The sequence below is a fragment of the Streptomyces sp. enrichment culture genome, from assembly GCF_964272895.1.
Taxonomy (GTDB): Bacteria; Actinomycetota; Actinomycetes; order Streptomycetales; family Streptomycetaceae; genus Streptomyces.
In genome coordinates, this window is record NZ_OZ186832.1 from 6,560,039 (window position 1) to 6,577,540 (window position 17,502).

Here is a 17,502-nt window from a genome sequence, read left to right on the forward strand (position 1 = left end):
GTCACCTCGCCGGCATCACCAATGCGCCGGCCGGTCCAGTGTCCTCGGCAGCCTCGTCGTCGCATCTCCCCGCGCCGCGTTCACCTGGGCCTGGGTCAGAAAGACGCTGTCGGTCAGATCGGCGCCGCTGAGGTCGGCGTTGCGCAGGTCGGCGCCGATCAGGTCGGTCATGCGCAGATCGGCACCCGTGAGGTCGGCGGCGATCAGGAGGGCGCCGCGCAGGCTCGCGCCCCTCAGGTCGGCGCCGGCGAGGCGGGCGCCCATGAGGTCGGCGCCCCGGTGATTGCGGGTGCGGCCGGGCACCTGGGCGCGGACCAGGTCGCCGACCTGGAGCAGGAGGACGTTGACCTCGCCGCGCAGGGCGTTCACGTCCAGGGCCAGGAGGTCGGCGGCGGCACCGCGGGTGAGGGAGCGCAGGCGGGAGTACTCACGCCGTAGCCGCTTGTGCACGGGGCGGGCCACGTCCAGGGCGAGGCCCTCGGCGACGTACCACAGCAGCTCGTGCAGCTGCCGCATCACCGGGAACACCTCGAACATCTGCCGGGCCGTGCCGGGCGCCCGGCGCCAGTCGGTGCCGCCGTAGGTGACCCTGGAGACCTTCTGCCCGGCCCCGAAGCAGTCGAAGACGGTGCAGCCCCGGTAGCCCGAGTCGCGCAGCCGGTCGTGGATCCCGCAGCGGAAGTCCGCGTCCAGGTTGGCGCAGGGCTCACCGGCCGGCTTGTCGACCGCGAAGTCCGCGGAGCGCGCGAAGGGCAGGGCCACACAGCACAGGCCGAAGCAGGAGCCGCAGTCCGACCGCAGTTCCTCCAGGTCCGGGCCGGCGATGAGGGCCGGGCCCGCGGACGGGGCCTTGCGCTGTCGGGTCACCGGGCGATCTCTCCTCGTACACGGGCGGGGGCACCGGGCGATGCCCCGGCGGCCAGCCATTCTCGCAGAGGCATCACCCCCGCCGGCCTGCGTGTTTCACAGGACGCCTCATGAGTCGACTTCCATCGGTCACAAACCAGGAATCAACGTGTGAAACCAACTCGTGGGGTAACCCGTGGCGGTGCGCGCCCTGCCGGGCAGGGCGGCCACCTCAAGAGATGTCGCTCGTTGCCCGCGAGACGGGCCCGTGCCTTCAAGCGGCACACGGACTCCGCACCGCTCACAAGGACGACGCATGAACCCTTCGACCCGTGCCCCCTGGCGCCGTGCCCTGGTGACCGGCGGCGCCGGCTTCCTCGGCAGCCATCTGTGCGAGCACCTGTTGGCTTCGGGTGCCGAAGTCGACTGCGCCGACAACCTCGTGTCGGGAACGACCCGCAACATCAGCCATCTGCTCGGCCGGCCCGGCTTCCGGTTCATCGACATCGACGTCTGCGCCCCCGACGCCCCCGAGCGCCTGGCCGGCCCCTACGACCTGGTGCTGCACTTCGCCTGCCCCGCCTCCCCGGCGGACTATCTGCGGCTGCCCCTGGAGACCCTCGACACCGGCAGCCTGGGCACCCGCGGCATGCTCGCCGTCGCCGAGCGCGACGGGGCCCGCTTCCTGCTGGCCTCCACCTCCGAGGTGTACGGCGACCCGCTGGTCCACCCGCAGCGCGAGGACTACTGGGGCAACGTCAACCCGGTCGGACCGCGCAGCGTCTACGACGAGACCAAACGGTTCGCCGAGGCCCTGGTCACCGCCCACGCCGGCACCCTCGGGACCGACGCGGGCATCGTCCGGCTCTTCAACACCTACGGCCCGCGGATGCGCGCCCACGACGGCCGGGCCGTGCCCACCTTCGTCTGCCAGGCCCTGGCCGGGCAGCCCCTGACCGTCGCCGGCGACGGCACCCAGACCCGCTCCCTGTGCTACGTCGACGACACGGTCGACGGCATCCTGCTGGTCGCCGCCAGCCGTTCGGTACGGCCGGTGAACATCGGCGGCACCGACGAGGTCGCCGTCCGCGACATCGCCCGCCGGGTCGTGGAGCTGACCGGGTCCTCCTCCACCATCACCTTCGTGGACCGGCCCGTCGACGACCCCCAGCGCCGCCGCCCCGACACCTCCCTGGCCCGCGAGCTGCTGGGCTGGACGCCCCGCGTGCCCTGGGAGGAGGGCATCAAGCAGACCATCGCCTACTTCGCGGCCGCGCAGCCCGCCCGCGAGCCCGCCCCGCAGCCCTGAGCGCCTTTGGAGACCCGCATGCGCGTGCTGGGAATCAACGCCCTCTTCCACGACCCCGCCGCGGCCCTCGTCGTCGACGGCACGGTCGTCGCGGCCGCCGAGGAAGAACGCTTCACCCGCCGTAAGCACGGCAAACGGCCCGTCCCCTTCTCCGCCTGGGAACTGCCCGAACGCTCCGCCCGCTGGTGCCTGGACCGGGCCGGCCTCACCCCCGCCGACCTGGACGCGGTCGCCTACTCCTACGACCCCTCCCTGGCCCGCCCCGCCGAGGCCATGGGCCTGCACGACCCCTGGGACCACCTGCGCCAGGAGTACGCGCGCCGCGCCCCGGAGTTCCTCGCCGAGGCCCTGCCCGGCCTCGATGCGGACAGGGTGCGCTTCGTCCCCCACCACGTGGCCCACGCCGCCTCCGCCGGACCGGCCTCCCCGCACCCCGACTCCTCCGTCCTGGTGCTCGACGGCCGCGGCGAGAGCTGCTCCCACCTCGCCGGCCGCTACACCGGACCCCGCCTCGACGTCCTGGCCACCCAGACCCTGCCCGACTCCCTGGGCCTGTTCTACGAGGACCTCACCCAGCACCTGGGCTTCCTGCGCAGCAGCGACGAGTTCAAGGTCATGGCCCTCGCCTCCTACGGCAAACCGCGCCTCGCCGACCAGCTGCGGCCCTACGTCCACGCCGACGGCGACGGCGGCTTCACCGCCCGGCCCGTGCCCTGGGCGTCCCTCGTGCCGCCCCGCACCGAGGGCGAGCCCTGGACCCAGGACCACGCCGACCTCGCCGCCAGCGCCCAGCTCTGCCTGGAGGACGTCCTGCTGGAACTGGCGCACTGGCTGTACGGCCGTACCGGCGACGAGGTCCTGACGCTGGCCGGCGGCGTCGCGCTCAACTGCGTCGCCAACACCCGGCTGCACCGGGAGAGCCCCTTCCGCCGCATCTGGGTGCAGCCCGCCGCCGGAGACGCCGGCACCGCCCTCGGCGCCGCCCTGCACGTGGCCGGGCAGACCGAGCCGCGCACCGAGCCCATGCCGACCGCCGCCCTCGGCCGCGACTGGACCGACGCCGAACTGCGCGGCTGGCTGGAGCGGGCCAGGGTGCCCTACGAGGAGCCCGCCGACATCGCCGACACGGTCGCCGCCGAGCTGGACCGGGACGGCATCGTGGCCTGGTTCCAGGGGCGCAGCGAGTACGGGCCCCGCGCCCTCGGCCACCGCTCCCTGCTGGCCCACCCCGGACGCGCGGCGAACCTGGAGCGGCTCAACGCCGTCAAGGGCCGCGAGGAGTTCCGGCCGGTCGCGCCCATGGTGCTGGCCGAACGCGCCGCCGAGCTGTTCGACGGGCCGCTGCCCAGCCCGTACATGCTCTTCGTGCACGACGTCGGCCCCGACTGGCGGGACCGGATCCCGGCCGTCGTCCATGTCGACGGCACGGCCCGCATCCAGACCGTGGACCGGCTGACCGAGCCGCTCGTGGCGCGGATGCTGGACGCGTTCGAGCGGCGCACCGGGCTGCCCGTCGTCGTCAACACCAGTCTCAACACCGCGGGCCGGCCCATGGTCGACGATCCCCGGGACGCCCTGGAGTGCTTCGGCTCCGCCCCGGTGGACCTGCTGGCCCTCGGGCCGTTCGCGATCCGGCGCGGGGCGGTGTTCGCATGACGGCCGCCGCTCCCGCCTACACCGTGGTCGTGCCGACGATCGGCCGCCCCTGCCTCGGGGACTGCCTGCGGGCCCTGGCCGTCGCCTGCGGGGCCGCCGCCGAGGCCCCGGAGGCGGCCGGTGGGGCCGGGCGCGCCCGCGAGACGGCCGGCGGTGCCGCGCGCCCCGCCGTCGGGACGCAGCGCTCCGCCACCTCCCTGGCCGACGCCGTCGGCGGGCCCCCGCCCGAGGCGATCGTCCTCGTCGACGACCGGCCCGACCCCGTCCTGCCGCTGCCGCTGGACGCCGCCGGTGCGCTGCGCGGGCGGATCCGTGTGGTGCGCAGCGGAGGCCGGGGGCCCGCCGCCGCCCGCAACGCCGGGCTGCGGCTGGTGCGGACGCCCTGGACCGTCTTCCTGGACGACGACGTCCGGGTGCTGCCCGACTGGGCCCGGCGCCTCGCGGCCGACCTGGGCTGTGCGGCCGAGCGCACCGGAGGGATCCAGGGGCGGCTGCGGGTGCCGCTGCCCGCCGACCGCAGGCCCACCGACTTCGAGCGCGGCACGGCGGGGCTGGAGCACGCCGCGTGGGCGACCGCCGACATGGCGTACCGCACCGCCGCGCTGGAGGCGGTCGGCGGTTTCGACGAACGCTTCGGCCGGGCCTTCCGCGAGGACGCCGACCTCGCGCTGCGGGTCCAGCGGGCCGGCTGGACCCTGCACCGCGGCCGGCGCACCACCCTGCACCCCGTACGCCCCGCCGACCGCTGGGCCTCGGTGCGCGCCCAGCGCGGCAACGCCGACGACGCCCTGATGAACCGGCTGCACGGCCGCGACTGGTGGACCCGCGCCCGGGCACCGCGCGGCAGGCTCCCCCGGCACGCGGCGGTGACCGGCGCCGCGCTCACCGCGTGCCTCGCCGCCGTCGCCGGCCGCCGCCGTACCGCGGCCGCCGCGGGGGCGCTGTGGGCGGCCGGCACCGCCGAGTTCGCCCTGGCCCGCATCGCGCCGGGCCCCGCACCGCAGACGAGGTCCTGACCATGGCCGCGACCAGTGTGCTGATCCCGCCCCTGGCGACCGTGCACTGGTGCACCGGCACCTGGCGCCACCGCCGGGCCGCCCGCCTGGGGGAGGCCGGGCCATGACCGCCGCTGACCGCGACGCCGGGACGGCCCGTACGGCAGAGGCCGGGTTCTCCGTCGGCACTGGGACGGCCCGTACGGCAGAAGCCGGGTCCTCCGTCGGCACCGGGACGGCTCGTACGGCAGAAGCCAGGGCTCCCGTCGACGCCGGGACGGCGCCCGCGGGACGGGCCGCCCCCGTGGACGCCGTGCTGTTCGACCGCGACGGCACCCTCGTCGAGGACGTGCCGTACAACGGCGACCCCGACCGGGTGCGGCTGCGCCCCGGTGCGCGGGAGGCACTGGAGCTGCTGCGGGACCGGGGCATCGCGACGGCCGTCGTCAGCAACCAGTCCGGCATCGGCCGCGGACTGCTCACCCACCAGGCCGTACGGCGGGTCAACGCCCGCGCCGACGCCCTGCTCGGCGGCCTGGACGCCTGGCTGTACTGCCCGCACCGCCCCGACGAGGGCTGCCCCTGCCGCAAGCCCGCGCCGGGCCTGGTCCTGGAGGCGGCCCGGCGGCTGCGGGTGGCCCCGCAGCGCTGCGTGGTGATCGGCGACATCGAGGCCGACCTCCGCGCCGCCCACGCGGCCGGTGCCCACGCCATCCTCGTGCCCAACGCCGTGACCCGCCCCGAGGAGATCGCCTCCGCCTCCGCCACCGCCACCGATCTGCTCGGGGCGGTCCGCGCGGCGCTCACCCCCCGGAGGGAGCCGTCATGAGGACCCTCGTCGTACGTCTCGACAGCTTCGGCGACGTCCTGCTCGCCGGCCCCGCGGTACGGGCCGTGGCCGCCCAGTCCTCGCACGTCACCCTGCTCTGCGGCCCGCTCGGCGAGCCCGCCGCGCGCATGCTGCCCGGCGTCGACGAGGTGATCGTGTGGGCCGCGCCCTGGGAGGGCTTCACCCCGCCGTCCGTCGCCGAGGCGGACGTCCCCCGGCTCCTGCGGCTGCTGGAGGACGCCGCCTTCGACACCGCGCTGATCCTGACCTCCTTCCACCAGAGCCCCCTGCCCACCGCCCTGCTGCTGCGGCTGGCCGGGATCGGACGGATCGGCGCCGACAGCGTGGACCACCCCGGGCGGCTGCTCGACGTACGGCACCGGCGGCTGCCCGGCCGGCACGAGGCCGAGGCCGCCCTGGACACCGCCGCCGCGATGGGCTTCTTGCCGCCGCCCGGCGACGACGGCCGACTGCGCGTGCTGCCCCCGCCGGACACCATCGCCCTGACCGGGAACGGCCCCTACGTCGTCCTCCACCCCGGCGCCAGCGCGCCCGCCCGCGCCTGGAGCCCCGAGCGCTGCGCCGAGGCCGTCGACCTGCTGGCCGACGCCGGGCACCGGGTCGTCGTCACCGGCGGCCCCGAGGAGACCGCGCTGACCCACCGGGTGAGCGGCGACATCGCCGTCGACCTCGGCGGCCGTACCGACCCGCGGACCCTCGCCGGCATCCTGCGCACCGCCGACGTCGTGATCAGCGGCAACACCGGCCCCGCGCATCTCGCGGCCGCCGTCGGCACCCCGGTCGTCTCGCTGTTCGCGCCGGTCGTCCCCGCCGAGCGCTGGGCCCCCTACGGCGTGCCCTGCATCGTCCTCGGCGACCAGAACGCGCCCTGCGCGAACACCCGCGCCCTGCACTGTCCCGTCCCCGGCCACCCCTGCCTGGAGGAGGTCACCGGCCGGGACGTGGTGGCCGCGGTCCACAAACTCCTGGAGGAGAGCGCATGAACGTCCTGGTGTGGCACGTGCACGGCTCATGGCTGACCGCGTTCGTCCAAGGGCCGTACACCTATCTCGTCCCGGTCACCCCCGACCGCGGGCCGGACGGCCTGGGCCGGGCCAGGACCTGGCGCTGGCCCGACTCCGTGCGGGAGCTCGGCCCGGACGAGCTCCGCGACGCCGACATCGACCTCATGCTGCTCCAGCGGCCCCACGAACTCGCCCTCGCCGAACGCTGGACCGGCCGCCGCCCCGGCGTCGACGTGCCCGCCGTGTACGTGGAGCACAACTGCCCGGACGGCACGGCCGTCGGCACCCGCCACCCGCTGGCCGACCGCGACGACATCCCCGTCGTCCACGTCACCCACTTCAACCGGCTGATGTGGGACAACGGCCGCGCCCCCACCGAGGTGGTGGAGCACGGCATCATCGACCCCGGCCCGCTGTGGACCGGCGAGGACCCGCGGGCCGCGGTCGTCGTCAACGACCCGGTCCGCCGCGGCCGTACGACCGGAACCGATCTGCTGCCCCGGTTCGCCCGCGTCGCCCCGCTGGACGTGTTCGGGATGCGCACCGAGCCGCTGGCGGACCGCCCCGGCCTTGAGCACTGCCGGACGCGGGACCTGCCGCAGGGCGAACTGCACCCGGCGATGGCCCGCTGCCGCCTCTATCTGCACCCCGTGCGCTGGACCTCCCTCGGACTGTCCCTGCTGGAGGCCATGTTCCTCGGCATGCCCGTCGTGGCCCTCGACACCACCGAGGTCCGCGAGGCCGTGCCCGCCGGGGCCGGAGTCGTGTCCAACCGGTTCGACGTGCTGGAGGACGCGGTCCGCGCCTTCCTCGCCGACCCGGCGTACGCACGCCGGACGGGGGAGGCCGCCCGGGCCGCGGCACAGGCCCGCTACGGAGAGCGGCGCTTCCTGGACGACTGGGAGCGCCTGATCAAGGAGGTCACGCGATGAGCCCCACCTGCCCCCAGGCCGGCCGTGTCGCCATGGTGTCCGAGCACGCGAGCCCCCTGGCCGTGCTCGGCGGCCCCGACGCGGGCGGCCAGAACGTGTACGTGGCGCAGGTCGCCGCCCAGCTCGTCCGGCGCGGGCACGAGGTCACCGTCTACACCCGGCGGGACTCGACCCGGCTCCCGGACCAGGTGACCACCCCCGACGGCGTCAAGGTCGTCCATGTCCCCGCCGGACCCCCCGCCCCCGTCCCCAAGGACGAACTCCTGCCCTACATGCCCGAATTCGGTTCCTGGCTGGCCCGGTGCTGGGCGAACCGGCCGCCCGACGTGGTGCACGCCCACTTCTGGATGTCCGGCATGGCCGCCCTGGCCGGCGCCCGCGCGCTCGGCGTACCGGTCGTGCAGACCTACCACGCGCTGGGCACCGTCAAGCGCCGCCACCAGGGCGCCGACGACACCAGCCCGCGCGAACGCATCGCCATCGAGACGGCCATCGGCCGCGAGTGCGCCGGGATCATCGCCACCTGCCGCGACGAGGTGTCCGAACTCCAGGCCATGGGCCTGCCGCGGGACCGCATCTCGATCGTGCCCTGCGGGGTGGACCCGGTGATGTTCCGCCCCGTCGGCGAGCGGCGCCCGCCCGGCCCGCGGCGCCGCCTCCTCGCGGTCGGCCGGCTCGTGCCCCGCAAGGGCTTCGACCGGGCCATCCGCGCGCTCGCCGGGGTGCCCGACGCCGAACTGCTCATCGCCGGCGGCCCCGAACCCGCCCTGCTCTTCGCCGAACCGGAGGCCGAGCGGCTGTGGTCCGTCGCCGAGGAGTGCGGCGTCACCGACCGGGTGCGGCTGCTCGGCGGGGTGAGCCGCGACCGGATGCCCGGCCTGATCTCCGGCGCCGACCTCATGCTCTCGCTGCCGCGCTACGAGCCGTTCGGCATCGTCCCCGTGGAGGCCATGGCCTGCTGCACCCCCGTCGTCGCCACCGCCGTCGGCGGCCAGCTCGACACGGTCGCCGACCGCATCACCGGCCGCCTGGTGCCCGCCGACCCCGGGCACGACATCACCGGCGACATCCGCACCCTGCTCGACGACCACGAACTGCGCGCCCGCTACGGCGCCCAGGGCCGGCGGCGCGTCCTCGCCCACTACACCTGGGACCGCGTGGCCGACGGCGTCGCCCGCGTGTACGCCGCCGTCTCCTCCGTCCCCTCGCTCTCGGGAGCCCTGCGATGACCCTCGCCACCGACGTCACCCACTGCGACGACCTGATCCGGGCCGTGGCGGAGTTCCGCCGGTACGCGCCGCTCGTGCAGCGCTGGGGCAGCGACCTCGCCGGGCGCCTCGGCGCCGGGGGCCGGCTCCTGGTCGCCGGCAACGGCGGCAGCGCCGCCCAGGCCCAGCATCTGACGGCGGAACTGGTCGGCCGCTACCGCGAGGACCGGCCGGCGTTCTCCGCGCTCTCGCTGCACGCCGACACCTCCTCCACGACCGCCATCGCCAACGACTACGGCGTCCGCGAGATCTTCGCCCGCCAGGTCACCGCGCACGGCCGCGCCGGCGATGTGCTGATGCTGCTGTCCACCAGCGGCGCCAGCGCCAACCTGCTCGCCGCCGCGTCCCGCGCCCACGGCATCGGCATGACCGTCTGGGCCCTCACCGGCCCGTCCCCCAACCCCCTGCAGAGCGTCGCCGACGAGTCCGCCTGCGTGAACGCGCCCACCGCGGCGACCGTCCAGGAGCTCCACCTCGTCGCCGTCCACATGCTCTGCGAGTACTTCGACGAGGAACTGGCCCGCAGGGAGCGGCTGCGGACGGCCCCGCTGACGCGGGACGCATGGGCCCGGAAGGAGAGGGCATGAACGGCAACGGCCGCGGAGGGGGAGAGGAGTTCGGGCCCGCGGGGCAGCGCCCGCGTGCGGCCGAGGAGCCGGGGGCCTCGGGGAGCCGGCGTCGTGAGGGAACGGAGTCCGAGGCCCCCGCCCGCCGCCCACGCCGGGGCGGCGGACGTACCGCCCGGCCCGTGCCGCTGCTGGTCGTGGGCGACGCGCTGATCGACCACGATCTGGCCGGCCGGGCCGAGCGGCTGGCGCCCGACGCGCCCGTGCCGGTGGTCAGCGGCGCCCGCCGGACCACCCGGCCGGGCGGCGCGGCCCTCGCCGCGTGCCTGGCGGCGGCCGACGGCCGCGAGGTCACCCTGATCACCGCGCTCGGCGAGGACCCGGCCAGCGCCGAGCTGCGCCGCCTGCTGCCCGACGCGGTGCGGCTGCTGCCGCTGCCCCTGACCGGCGAACTGTGCAGCAAGACGCGCGTCCTCGCGGCGGGCCGGCCGCTGCTGCGCCTCGACGACGGCGACGGCCGCGCCGCGGACGGCACCCAGGAGGCGTGCCGGGCGATCGCCGGTGCCGCCGCCGTCCTGGTCGCCGACTACGGCCGGGGCACCGCCGACGTCCTGCGCGACGCGCTCGGCGAGGCCGCGGCGCGGGTCCCCGTCGTCTGGGACCCCCACCCGCGCGGGCTGCCGCCCGTCCCCGGCGTCCGCCTCGCCACCCCGTCGGCGGCCGAGGCCCACACCTTCGCGGCCCGCGCCCGGGGCCGGGACACCGGGACCTCCCCGGCCGCGCAGGACGCCGTGCTGACCCCGGACGACGTGCCCGACGCGGCCGGCCCGCGCGGACGCGGAGCGCCGGCGCCGCAGGAGCCGCCCCACCCGGACACCACCCGGCCCCGCTCCGACGCCGCCCCCCACGACCCCGTGCCCGCGCCGGACGGGCCGCCCCGCCCCGAAGCCACCGCCGCGCAGGACGGCCCCGGCGAGCTGCCCACCGCCGCGCAGGACGCGGCGGCGCTGGTACGGGCCTGGCGGGCCGTGTCCGTCGCGGTGACCCTCGGCGGGCGCGGGGCCCTGCTGTCGTACGGGGAGACGCCGCTGCTGGTGCCCTGCCCGGTCACGGCGGAGGGCGACGCGTGCGGCGCCGGGGACCGCTTCGCGGCGGCCGCCGCTGGGGCGCTGGCCGACGGCGAGCTGACCGAGGACGCCGTGCGGATCGCCGTGCACGCCGCCACGCGGTACGTCGCCGAGGGCGGGGTCCGCTCCCTCGCGCCCGCCGCCCCACGCCCGGCCACCGCGGGCGAGCCCACGCGGGACGCGCTGCTCACCGCCGCCCGGGTGCGTGCGGCGGGCGGCACGGTCGTCGCCGCCGGCGGCTGCTTCGACCTGCTGCACGCCGGGCACGTGGCGCTGCTTCAGGCCGCCCGGCGGGCCGGGGACTGCCTGGTGGTGTGCGTCAACTCCGACGCCTCGGTGCGCCGGCGCAAGGGCGAGGGCCGCCCGCTGGTGCCGCTGGCCGACCGGGTGCGGGTGCTGCGGGCGCTGGAGTGCGTCGACGCGGTCGCCGTCTTCGACGAGGACACCCCCGAGCGGCTGCTGGCCGAACTCCGCCCCCACATCTGGGCCAAGGGCGGCGACTACGCCCGCACCGAGCTCCCGGAGGCCCGCCTGATCGCCGGCTGGGGCGGGCAGGTGGTCCTCCTGCCGTACCTGGACGGCCGCTCCACGACCGGCATCGCGGAACGCGCCGCACTCTCCTCCCACGGCCGGTGACCCCATGACCGTCCGTCACGCCTCGGCCCCTCCCTGACCGTCCGCCGCCCCCGCTCCTCCACGACCCGACCCCCAGGAGCCGCCTATGACCCGCCCCACGAGCCACCGCCCCCGCGTCCTCGTCCTGCGTGCCCTCGGACTCGGGGACCTGCTGGCCGGCGTGCCCGCGCTGCGGGCGCTGCGGCGGGCGTTCCCCCGGCACGAGATGGTGCTGGCGGTACCGCCCGCCCTGGAGGACGCCGTGGCCGCCACCGGCACGGTCGACGGCGTCCTGCCCGCCGAGGCGCCGAACCGGGGCGTGCCGGCGCTGACGCACTGGCCGTACCCGCCCCCGGAGATCGCCGTCGACCTGCACGGCAACGGCCCGGCGAGCCGGGACGCGCTCGCCGCGCTCGCCCCCCGCCGCCTGATCGCCTACGCGGGCTCCCGGCCCCTGCCCGAGCACCCTCCCACCTGGCACCCGCACGAGCACGAGCGGGCGCGCTGGTGCCGTCTGCTGGGCGCGCACGGCATCCCGGCCGACCCCGGTGACGTACGCCTGCCCCCGCCGCCGCGGCCGTCCCCGGCGCCCGGCGCGGTCGTGCTGCACCCCGGCGCGGAGGCCGCCGCGCGCCGCTGGCCGGCCGAGCGGTACGCCGCCGTGGCGCGGGCCCTGCGCGAAGCGGGACAGCGGGTCGTGGTGACCGGCGGGCCGCGCGAGGACGCCCTGGTCGCCGAGGTCTGCGCACGGGCGGGCCTCGACGGCGCGGACGTGCTCGCCGGCGGGCTGCCGTTCGCCGAGTTCTCCGCGCTGGTCGCCGAGGCGGCCCTCGTGCTCAGCGGCGACACCGGTCCCGCCCATCTGGCGGTGGCCCACGGCACCCCGTCCGTCACGCTGTTCGGCCCGGTGTCCCCGCTGCTGTGGGGCCCGCCCCCGACCCCCCGCCACACCGTGCTGTGGAAGCCCGGCCCGCCCGGCGACCCGCACGGCGCCGAACCCGACCCCCGGCTGCTGGGCATCGGGACCGGCGAGGTGGTCGCCGCCGCCCTGCGTCATCTGCGGCCGGACGCCGGAGCGGAGGACGACCCCTGTGCCCCCTGCGCCCTGTGAGCCCCGCCCGGATCCCCGGGTCACGGTCGCGGTGATCACCCGCGACCGGCCGGCGGGTCTGCTGCGCACCCTCGACGCCCTGGCCGCACTGCCCGAGCGGCCCCCGGTGATCGTGGTGGACAACGGCACCGGTGCCGACCGGCCCCTGGACCACCCCGCCGCGCCCCTGGTGCTCCGGCCCGGCCGCAACACCGGGGCCGTGGGCCGCAACCTCGCGGCCCGGTACGCCACCACGCCCTACGTCGCCTTCTGCGACGACGACTCCTGGTGGTCGCCGGGTGCGCTGCGGCAGGCCGCCGACCTGCTGGACGCGCACCCGCGCCTGGGCCTGCTGGCGGCCCGCGTCCTGGTCGGGCCGGACGCCGCCGAGGACCCGATGAACGCCGTGCTCGCCGCGTCCCCGCTGCCCGGCGACGACGATCTGCCGGGCCGCCCGGTGCTCGGTTTCCTGGCCTGTGCCTGTGTGGTGCGCCGGGAGGCGTTCCTCGGCGCGGGCGGTTTCAGCAAGCTGCTCTTCTTCGGCGGCGAGGAGACCCTGCTCGCCTACGACCTCGCCGCCGCCGGGTGGGGCGTGGCCTACGAGCCCTCCCTGACCGCCCGCCACGATCCCGACCACTCCGGGCGCGAGGGCCGGGGCCCGCTGATGCGCCGCAACGAGGTGCTCACCCTGTGGCTGCGCCGCCCCCTGCCGCTGGCCGCACGGGCGGGCGCCCGTCTGGCGGCCGACGCTGTCACCGGGGACGCCGGCGCACGCCGGGCCCTGGGCGGCGTACTCCTGCGGCTGCCCGCCGCACTGGTCAGGCGCCGGCGGCTGCCGGACCGCGTGGAGCGGGCCGCTCGGCTGCTGGACGCGGGTGCGGTGGCCACGGGGGAGCGGTCGTGAGCCCCGCCCCGGCGCGCCCCGACGGCCGTACGACCGTGGTGGTCATCACCCACAACCGCAGGGCCGAACTCCTGCGCACCCTCGGGCGGTTGCGCGAGCTGCCCGAGCGGCCGCGGGTCGTCGTCACCGACAACGGCTCCCGCGACGGGACGGCCGAGGCGGTCCGCCGGGGCTTCCCCGAGGTGACGCTGCTGTGTCCCGGACGGAATCTGGGCGCGGTCGGCCGCAATCTGGCGATGCGTCAGGTGCGCACGCCCTACGTGGCGTTCTGCGACGACGACACCTGGTGGGAGCCGGGCAGCCTGCGCCGGGCGGCGGACCTGCTGGACCGGCGGCCCGGGCTCGCCGCCGTCACGGCGCGGATCGTGGTGGAGCCGTCCGGCACGGAGGACCCCGTGGTGGCCGAGCTCAGGGAGTCGCCGCTGACCGGTCCTGACTGGCTGCCCGGACCCGCGCTCGGCTCGTTCCTCGCGGCGGCCACCGTCATGCGCGCCGACGCGTTCCGCGCCGAGGGCGGCTTCCACCCCGGTCTGTGGCTGGGCGGCGAGGAGGAGTTGCTGGCCACCGATCTGCTGCGGCACGGCTGGTGGCTCGCCTACGCCGAGGAGCTGACCGTGCATCACGCCGCGTCGCCGGTGCGGGACAGCACCGAGCGCCGGGTCCTGGGCCTGCGCAACACACTGTGGTTCACCTGGCTGCGCCGCCCGCTGCTCCCGGCCCTGCGCCGCACGGCACGCCTCGTGGCCGTCGCGCCCCGTGACCGGGCCTCGGTCCGCGCCTTCGCGCTGGCCGCCGCCGGGCTGCCGTGGGTGCTGCGCGGCCGCGATCCGGTCCCGCCCGAGCTCGAACGCCGGATCGCGGCCCTGGAACACGCCCGCCGCGACTCCCCGGCCCGCCGGTACGTGGGCTGAGCCGGCCGGGCTGCGGGGCCGTCGGCCGACGCGGCTGGGTGGCGCGGAGTCCGGGTCCCTCGGCCTGGCCTGGATGTGCCGGGTCCCTCGGACTCAGCTCCTTCGGCCTGCGTGGGCCGGGGCCTCGACCTGCGGGGCCAGGTCCCTCGGTCCTGGGCCGGGCGTCGGATGCCGGGTCCCTCGGCCTACGTGGGCCGGGTCCCTCGGACTCAGGGTCCCTCGGACTCAGGGTCCCTCGGCCTGCGGGGCCAGGTCCCTCGGTCCAGGTGGGCCGGGCCTCGGACGCCGGGTCCGTCGGCCGGGCCTCAGACGCCGGGGCCGTTCGCCTCGTCCTCCTCGCGCTCGCCCTCCGCCTGGGACGGTGTGGGGTCGCCGGGCAGGGGAAGGTCCTCGATCTCGGCCATGTCCCGCACGTCCTCGTCGTCCGCTGCGCCCTCGGCCTGGGACGGCGTGTGATCGATCATGGTCTCGCTCCTCCCGCGGGACGTTCGGGACCGGCGGTCCGCTCCACCGGCCCGGCTTCCGGGTACCCCCGCACGAAACGCCGACCCGCGTCACCCCCGGGGACGGTCATTCCGCCCGGCCCCTCTCCGCCGCCCGCACCGGACGGCGCAGCAGATACACGCCCGCCCCCGACACCAGCACCGCCATGCACGCGATGAACACGAGCCCGGCGCCCTCCAGCCCCATCGGCCCGGCGAGCACCCCCACCCCGATGACGGGGACCGAGATCCCGGCGTAGGCCACGACGAACAGGGAGGACACGACGGCCGCGCGCCGGTCGGCCGGGGCCGCCCCCGCCACCGCGGCCATCGACCCGCGGAACGACAGGCCCTGCCCGACCCCGCCGACCACCGCGCTCAGCACCACCAGCGGCAGCAGCTCCCACCGCAGCGCCCCGGCCAGCAGCGCCAGCCCGGCCAGCAGCGCCGCACAGCCCAGCGGCAGCGACCGGCCCACCCCGACCGCACCCACGGCCAGTTGACCGGCCGTGGAGGCGAAGAAGGCGAGGGCGACCACCAGCCCGCTCACCGCGCGGTCGTGCACCCCCAGGGACTGCGCGAGGAACGACGGACTGACCGAGGTGAACACGCCGAACAGCGCGAACCCCACGAAGGACGCGGCCGCCGCTGGCCCGAACACGGCCCGCACCCGTGAGGGCAGCCCCGGCCGCTGCGGCCGCACCGTGCTCAGCGGCCGCCGCTCCCGCACGGTCTCCGGCAGCCGCAGCAGCAGCGCCGCCGAGCAGGCCACCAGACACAGATGGACGACGAACGGCAGATACAGCGGCCAGTCGGCGTACTGCGCCAGCACCCCGGCGAGCAGCGGACCGCAGCCGAGCCCGCCCATGTTGGCGGCGGTCGCCACGAACGTGGCCCGCGACGCCCCGCCGGGCGGCGCCAGCTCCATGACGTACGCCGTGGCGGCACCCGTGAACAGGCCGGCCGACAGCCCCGACAGCAGCCGTCCCACGTACAGCCAGCCCAGCGCGGTGGCGCCCAGGAAGCACAGGGCGCTCGCCGCCGCGAACCCCAGCCCCCACCACAGCACCGGACGCCGGCCCACCGCGTCCGAGGCGTTGCCCGCCAGCAGCAGCACCCCGATGACCCCGAACGCGTAGACGGCGTACACCACGGTGACGGTGAGCTCGGAGAAGCCGAACTTCTCCTGGTACAGGCCGTACAGCGGCGTCGGCAGGGTCGTACCGGCCATGCAGACGGCGAACACGGCCCCGGCGAGCAGACACCGGCGCAGGCCCCGCGCGTCACCGGCCATCAGACGGAGTCGTCGCCGGTGCCCGGCAGAGGCTTCTCGGGCCGGTCGATCGCATGCTGTGCGGTCATCGGATGTCCTTCCGTCGGTCCACGCATACCCGCGCCCGGGTGCCGTCGCGACGGTGTCACCCGAACGTCGGCGTCCGGTCCCGGACCGGGAAGGGCCCCCGGCGAGGTACGCCGGCGCGGGGCGGACGCGCGCTTACCGTGATCCGATGCGAGCCGTACCGAGCTGGGCCCTGGTGCCGTCCGGCTGCGCCCCCGTGGTGCTGGTCGCCGGCTGGACGACGGCGGCCGTCCTGGAGGGGCCGTCCTACGACGCGGCCCGGCAGACCATCAGCGTCCTCGCGGCCCACGGCGCCGCCGGGTTCTGGGTGATGACCGGGGCGCTGCTCGCCCTGGGCGTGTGCCACCTGGGGACCGCCTGGGCGCTGCGGCCGGCCGCCACGGCGGGACGCGTGGCGCTGGCCGCCGGTGGAGTGGCGGCCTTCGCCGTGGTGCTGGTCCCGGCCCCGAGCAGCGGAGGGGCCCTGCGGCACGGGGCCGTGGCCGCCACCGGCTTCGTCGTTCTGGCCCTGTGGCCGGTGCTGGCCGCCGCCGGACCGGCCGCCCCCTGGGGGCTGCGCCCCGCACCCTGCCTCGCCGCCACGGCCGTGATGGGCCTCGGCGCGCTGTGGTTCCTCGTCGAGACGAACCGCCACGGCGCCCCCGGCCTCGCCGAACGCGCGGTGACCTGCGTCCAGTCCCTGTGGCCGTTCGTGGTGGTGGTCTCCTGCCTGTACCACCAGCGCACCAACGGCACCACCTGAACGGGAGGGGGCTCGGCGGGCCCACTCCCGTCCGGGGGCGCAGGGAAGGAACAGAGGTGCTCTACAGCGGGGTGACGTACGCCCCCGCGATACCGCCGTCGACGAGGAACTCGGCGGCGTTGACGAAGGAGGAGTCGTCGCTGGCCAGGAAGGCGACGGCGGCGGCCATCTCCTCCGGCTCGGCGAACCGTCCCACGGGCACATGGACCAGGCGGCGCGCGGCCCGCTCCGGGTCCTTGGCGAACAGCTCCTTCAGCAGCGGGGTGTTGACCGGGCCGGGGCACAGGGCGTTGACGCGGATGCCCTCGCGGGCGAACTGCACGCCCAGTTCGCGGGACATGGCGAGCACGCCGCCCTTGGAAGCGGTGTAGCTGATCTGCGAGGTGGCCGCGCCCATGACGGCGACGAACGAGGCGGTGTTGATGATGGAGCCCTTGCCCTGGCGCCGCATGTAGGGCAGCGCGGCCTTGCAGCACAGATAGACGGAGGTCAGGTTGACCTCCTGCACCCGGCGCCAGGCGTCCAGGCCGGTCTCCAGGATGGAGTCGTCGTCGGGCGGGGAGATCCCGGCGTTGTTGAAGGCGATGTCGACGCTGCCGTAGGTGTCGTAGGCGGTCCTGAACAGGGCCTCGACCTGCTCGGGGTCGGTGACGTCGACCTGGACGAACAGCCCTCCCACCTCGTCGGCGGCGGCCTTGCCGGCCGCCGGGTCGATGTCGGCGCACACCACATGGGCGCCCTCCGAGGCCAGCCGGCGGACGGTGGCCAGGCCGATGCCGCTGCCGGCTCCGGTGACGACGGCGGTACGGCCGACCAGGCGGCGGCAGATGACGGACTCGGACATG

16 protein-coding genes and 1 pseudogene are annotated in these 17,502 nt (G+C 76.6%); 13 read left to right on the top strand and 4 right to left on the bottom strand.

The annotated features are described in order from the left end of the window. Window positions 1-15 precede the first annotated feature (15 nt). Window positions 16-867 (bottom strand): pentapeptide repeat-containing protein, encoded by an 852-nt coding sequence (locus tag ACSU6M_RS29320; RefSeq protein WP_437073690.1) that lies wholly within the window; start codon window positions 865-867, stop codon window positions 16-18. Window positions 868-1,162: 295 nt separating this feature from the next. Here ACSU6M_RS29320 and ACSU6M_RS29325 point away from each other — a divergent pair, with 295 nt between their 5' ends. The 12 genes and pseudogenes from ACSU6M_RS29325 (at window position 1,163) to ACSU6M_RS29380 (ending at window position 14,073) form a co-directional block, all read left to right on the top strand. Beyond that, window positions 1,163-2,155, top strand: coding sequence for an NAD-dependent epimerase/dehydratase family protein (locus ACSU6M_RS29325; RefSeq protein ID WP_437073692.1), 993 nt, complete (start codon window positions 1,163-1,165; stop codon window positions 2,153-2,155). An 18-nt stretch (window positions 2,156-2,173) separates the two neighbouring features. Then, window positions 2,174-3,811: a carbamoyltransferase family protein gene (locus ACSU6M_RS29330; protein ID WP_437073693.1), complete on the top strand. Its 1,638-nt coding sequence runs from the start codon at window positions 2,174-2,176 to the stop codon at window positions 3,809-3,811. 206 nt (window positions 3,812-4,017) lie between these two features. Further along, window positions 4,018-4,934, top strand: a pseudogene (locus ACSU6M_RS29335) (glycosyltransferase family 2 protein); the annotation flags it as partial. After that, window positions 4,931-5,635, top strand: coding sequence for a D-glycero-alpha-D-manno-heptose-1,7-bisphosphate 7-phosphatase (locus ACSU6M_RS29340; protein WP_437073695.1), 705 nt, complete (start codon window positions 4,931-4,933; stop codon window positions 5,633-5,635). The pseudogene ACSU6M_RS29335 and the gene ACSU6M_RS29340, both read left to right, overlap by 4 nt. Beyond that, on the top strand, window positions 5,632-6,639 hold the full coding sequence (locus tag ACSU6M_RS29345) for a glycosyltransferase family 9 protein (RefSeq protein WP_437073697.1): 1,008 nt from the start codon (window positions 5,632-5,634) through the stop codon (window positions 6,637-6,639). The genes ACSU6M_RS29340 and ACSU6M_RS29345 overlap by 4 nt, the downstream gene beginning before the upstream one ends. Further along, a complete protein-coding gene (locus ACSU6M_RS29350) occupies window positions 6,636-7,592 on the top strand; it encodes a glycosyltransferase (RefSeq protein WP_437073699.1) in 957 nt (318 codons plus the stop codon). The genes ACSU6M_RS29345 and ACSU6M_RS29350 overlap by 4 nt, the downstream gene beginning before the upstream one ends. Continuing rightward, the gene (locus tag ACSU6M_RS29355) at window positions 7,589-8,821 is read left to right on the top strand and encodes a glycosyltransferase (protein WP_437073700.1); all 1,233 of its coding nucleotides are present in this window, start codon (window positions 7,589-7,591) and stop codon (window positions 8,819-8,821) included. The genes ACSU6M_RS29350 and ACSU6M_RS29355 overlap by 4 nt, the downstream gene beginning before the upstream one ends. Beyond that, window positions 8,818-9,447 carry a D-sedoheptulose-7-phosphate isomerase gene (locus ACSU6M_RS29360; protein WP_437073701.1) on the top strand — a complete coding sequence of 210 codons (630 nt, stop codon included), beginning with the start codon at window positions 8,818-8,820 and terminating at the stop codon, window positions 9,445-9,447. The genes ACSU6M_RS29355 and ACSU6M_RS29360 overlap by 4 nt, the downstream gene beginning before the upstream one ends. Beyond that, window positions 9,444-11,189: a D-glycero-beta-D-manno-heptose 1-phosphate adenylyltransferase gene (gene rfaE2, locus ACSU6M_RS29365; RefSeq protein WP_437073702.1), complete on the top strand. Its 1,746-nt coding sequence runs from the start codon at window positions 9,444-9,446 to the stop codon at window positions 11,187-11,189. The genes ACSU6M_RS29360 and rfaE2 overlap by 4 nt, the downstream gene beginning before the upstream one ends. Before the next feature lie 85 nt (window positions 11,190-11,274). Next, window positions 11,275-12,279, top strand: a complete 1,005-nt coding sequence (locus ACSU6M_RS29370; protein ID WP_437073704.1) for a glycosyltransferase family 9 protein — start codon at window positions 11,275-11,277, stop codon at window positions 12,277-12,279. 31 nt (window positions 12,280-12,310) lie between these two features. After that, window positions 12,311-13,162 (top strand): glycosyltransferase family 2 protein, encoded by an 852-nt coding sequence (locus tag ACSU6M_RS29375; protein ID WP_437073705.1) that lies wholly within the window; start codon window positions 12,311-12,313, stop codon window positions 13,160-13,162. Next, window positions 13,159-14,073: a glycosyltransferase family 2 protein gene (locus ACSU6M_RS29380; protein ID WP_437073707.1), complete on the top strand. Its 915-nt coding sequence runs from the start codon at window positions 13,159-13,161 to the stop codon at window positions 14,071-14,073. The genes ACSU6M_RS29375 and ACSU6M_RS29380 overlap by 4 nt, the downstream gene beginning before the upstream one ends. A gap of 305 nt (window positions 14,074-14,378) precedes the next feature. Here ACSU6M_RS29380 and ACSU6M_RS29385 read toward each other — a convergent pair whose 3' ends face one another. Further along, on the bottom strand, window positions 14,379-14,537 hold the full coding sequence (locus ACSU6M_RS29385) for a hypothetical protein (protein ID WP_437073709.1): 159 nt from the start codon (window positions 14,535-14,537) through the stop codon (window positions 14,379-14,381). Window positions 14,538-14,643: 106 nt separating this feature from the next. Beyond that, entirely contained in the window at window positions 14,644-15,849 is a 1,206-nt protein-coding gene (locus ACSU6M_RS29390; protein ID WP_437073711.1) for an MFS transporter, read from the bottom strand. 214 nt (window positions 15,850-16,063) lie between these two features. On the opposite strand from ACSU6M_RS29390, the gene ACSU6M_RS29395 reads away from it, so the two are divergent. Continuing rightward, the gene (locus ACSU6M_RS29395) at window positions 16,064-16,657 is read left to right on the top strand and encodes a DUF998 domain-containing protein (protein ID WP_437073713.1); all 594 of its coding nucleotides are present in this window, start codon (window positions 16,064-16,066) and stop codon (window positions 16,655-16,657) included. A 61-nt stretch (window positions 16,658-16,718) separates the two neighbouring features. Here ACSU6M_RS29395 and ACSU6M_RS29400 read toward each other — a convergent pair whose 3' ends face one another. Continuing rightward, a complete protein-coding gene (locus ACSU6M_RS29400; RefSeq protein WP_437073715.1) occupies window positions 16,719-17,501 on the bottom strand; it encodes a 3-oxoacyl-ACP reductase in 783 nt (260 codons plus the stop codon). Window position 17,502 lies beyond the last annotated feature (1 nt).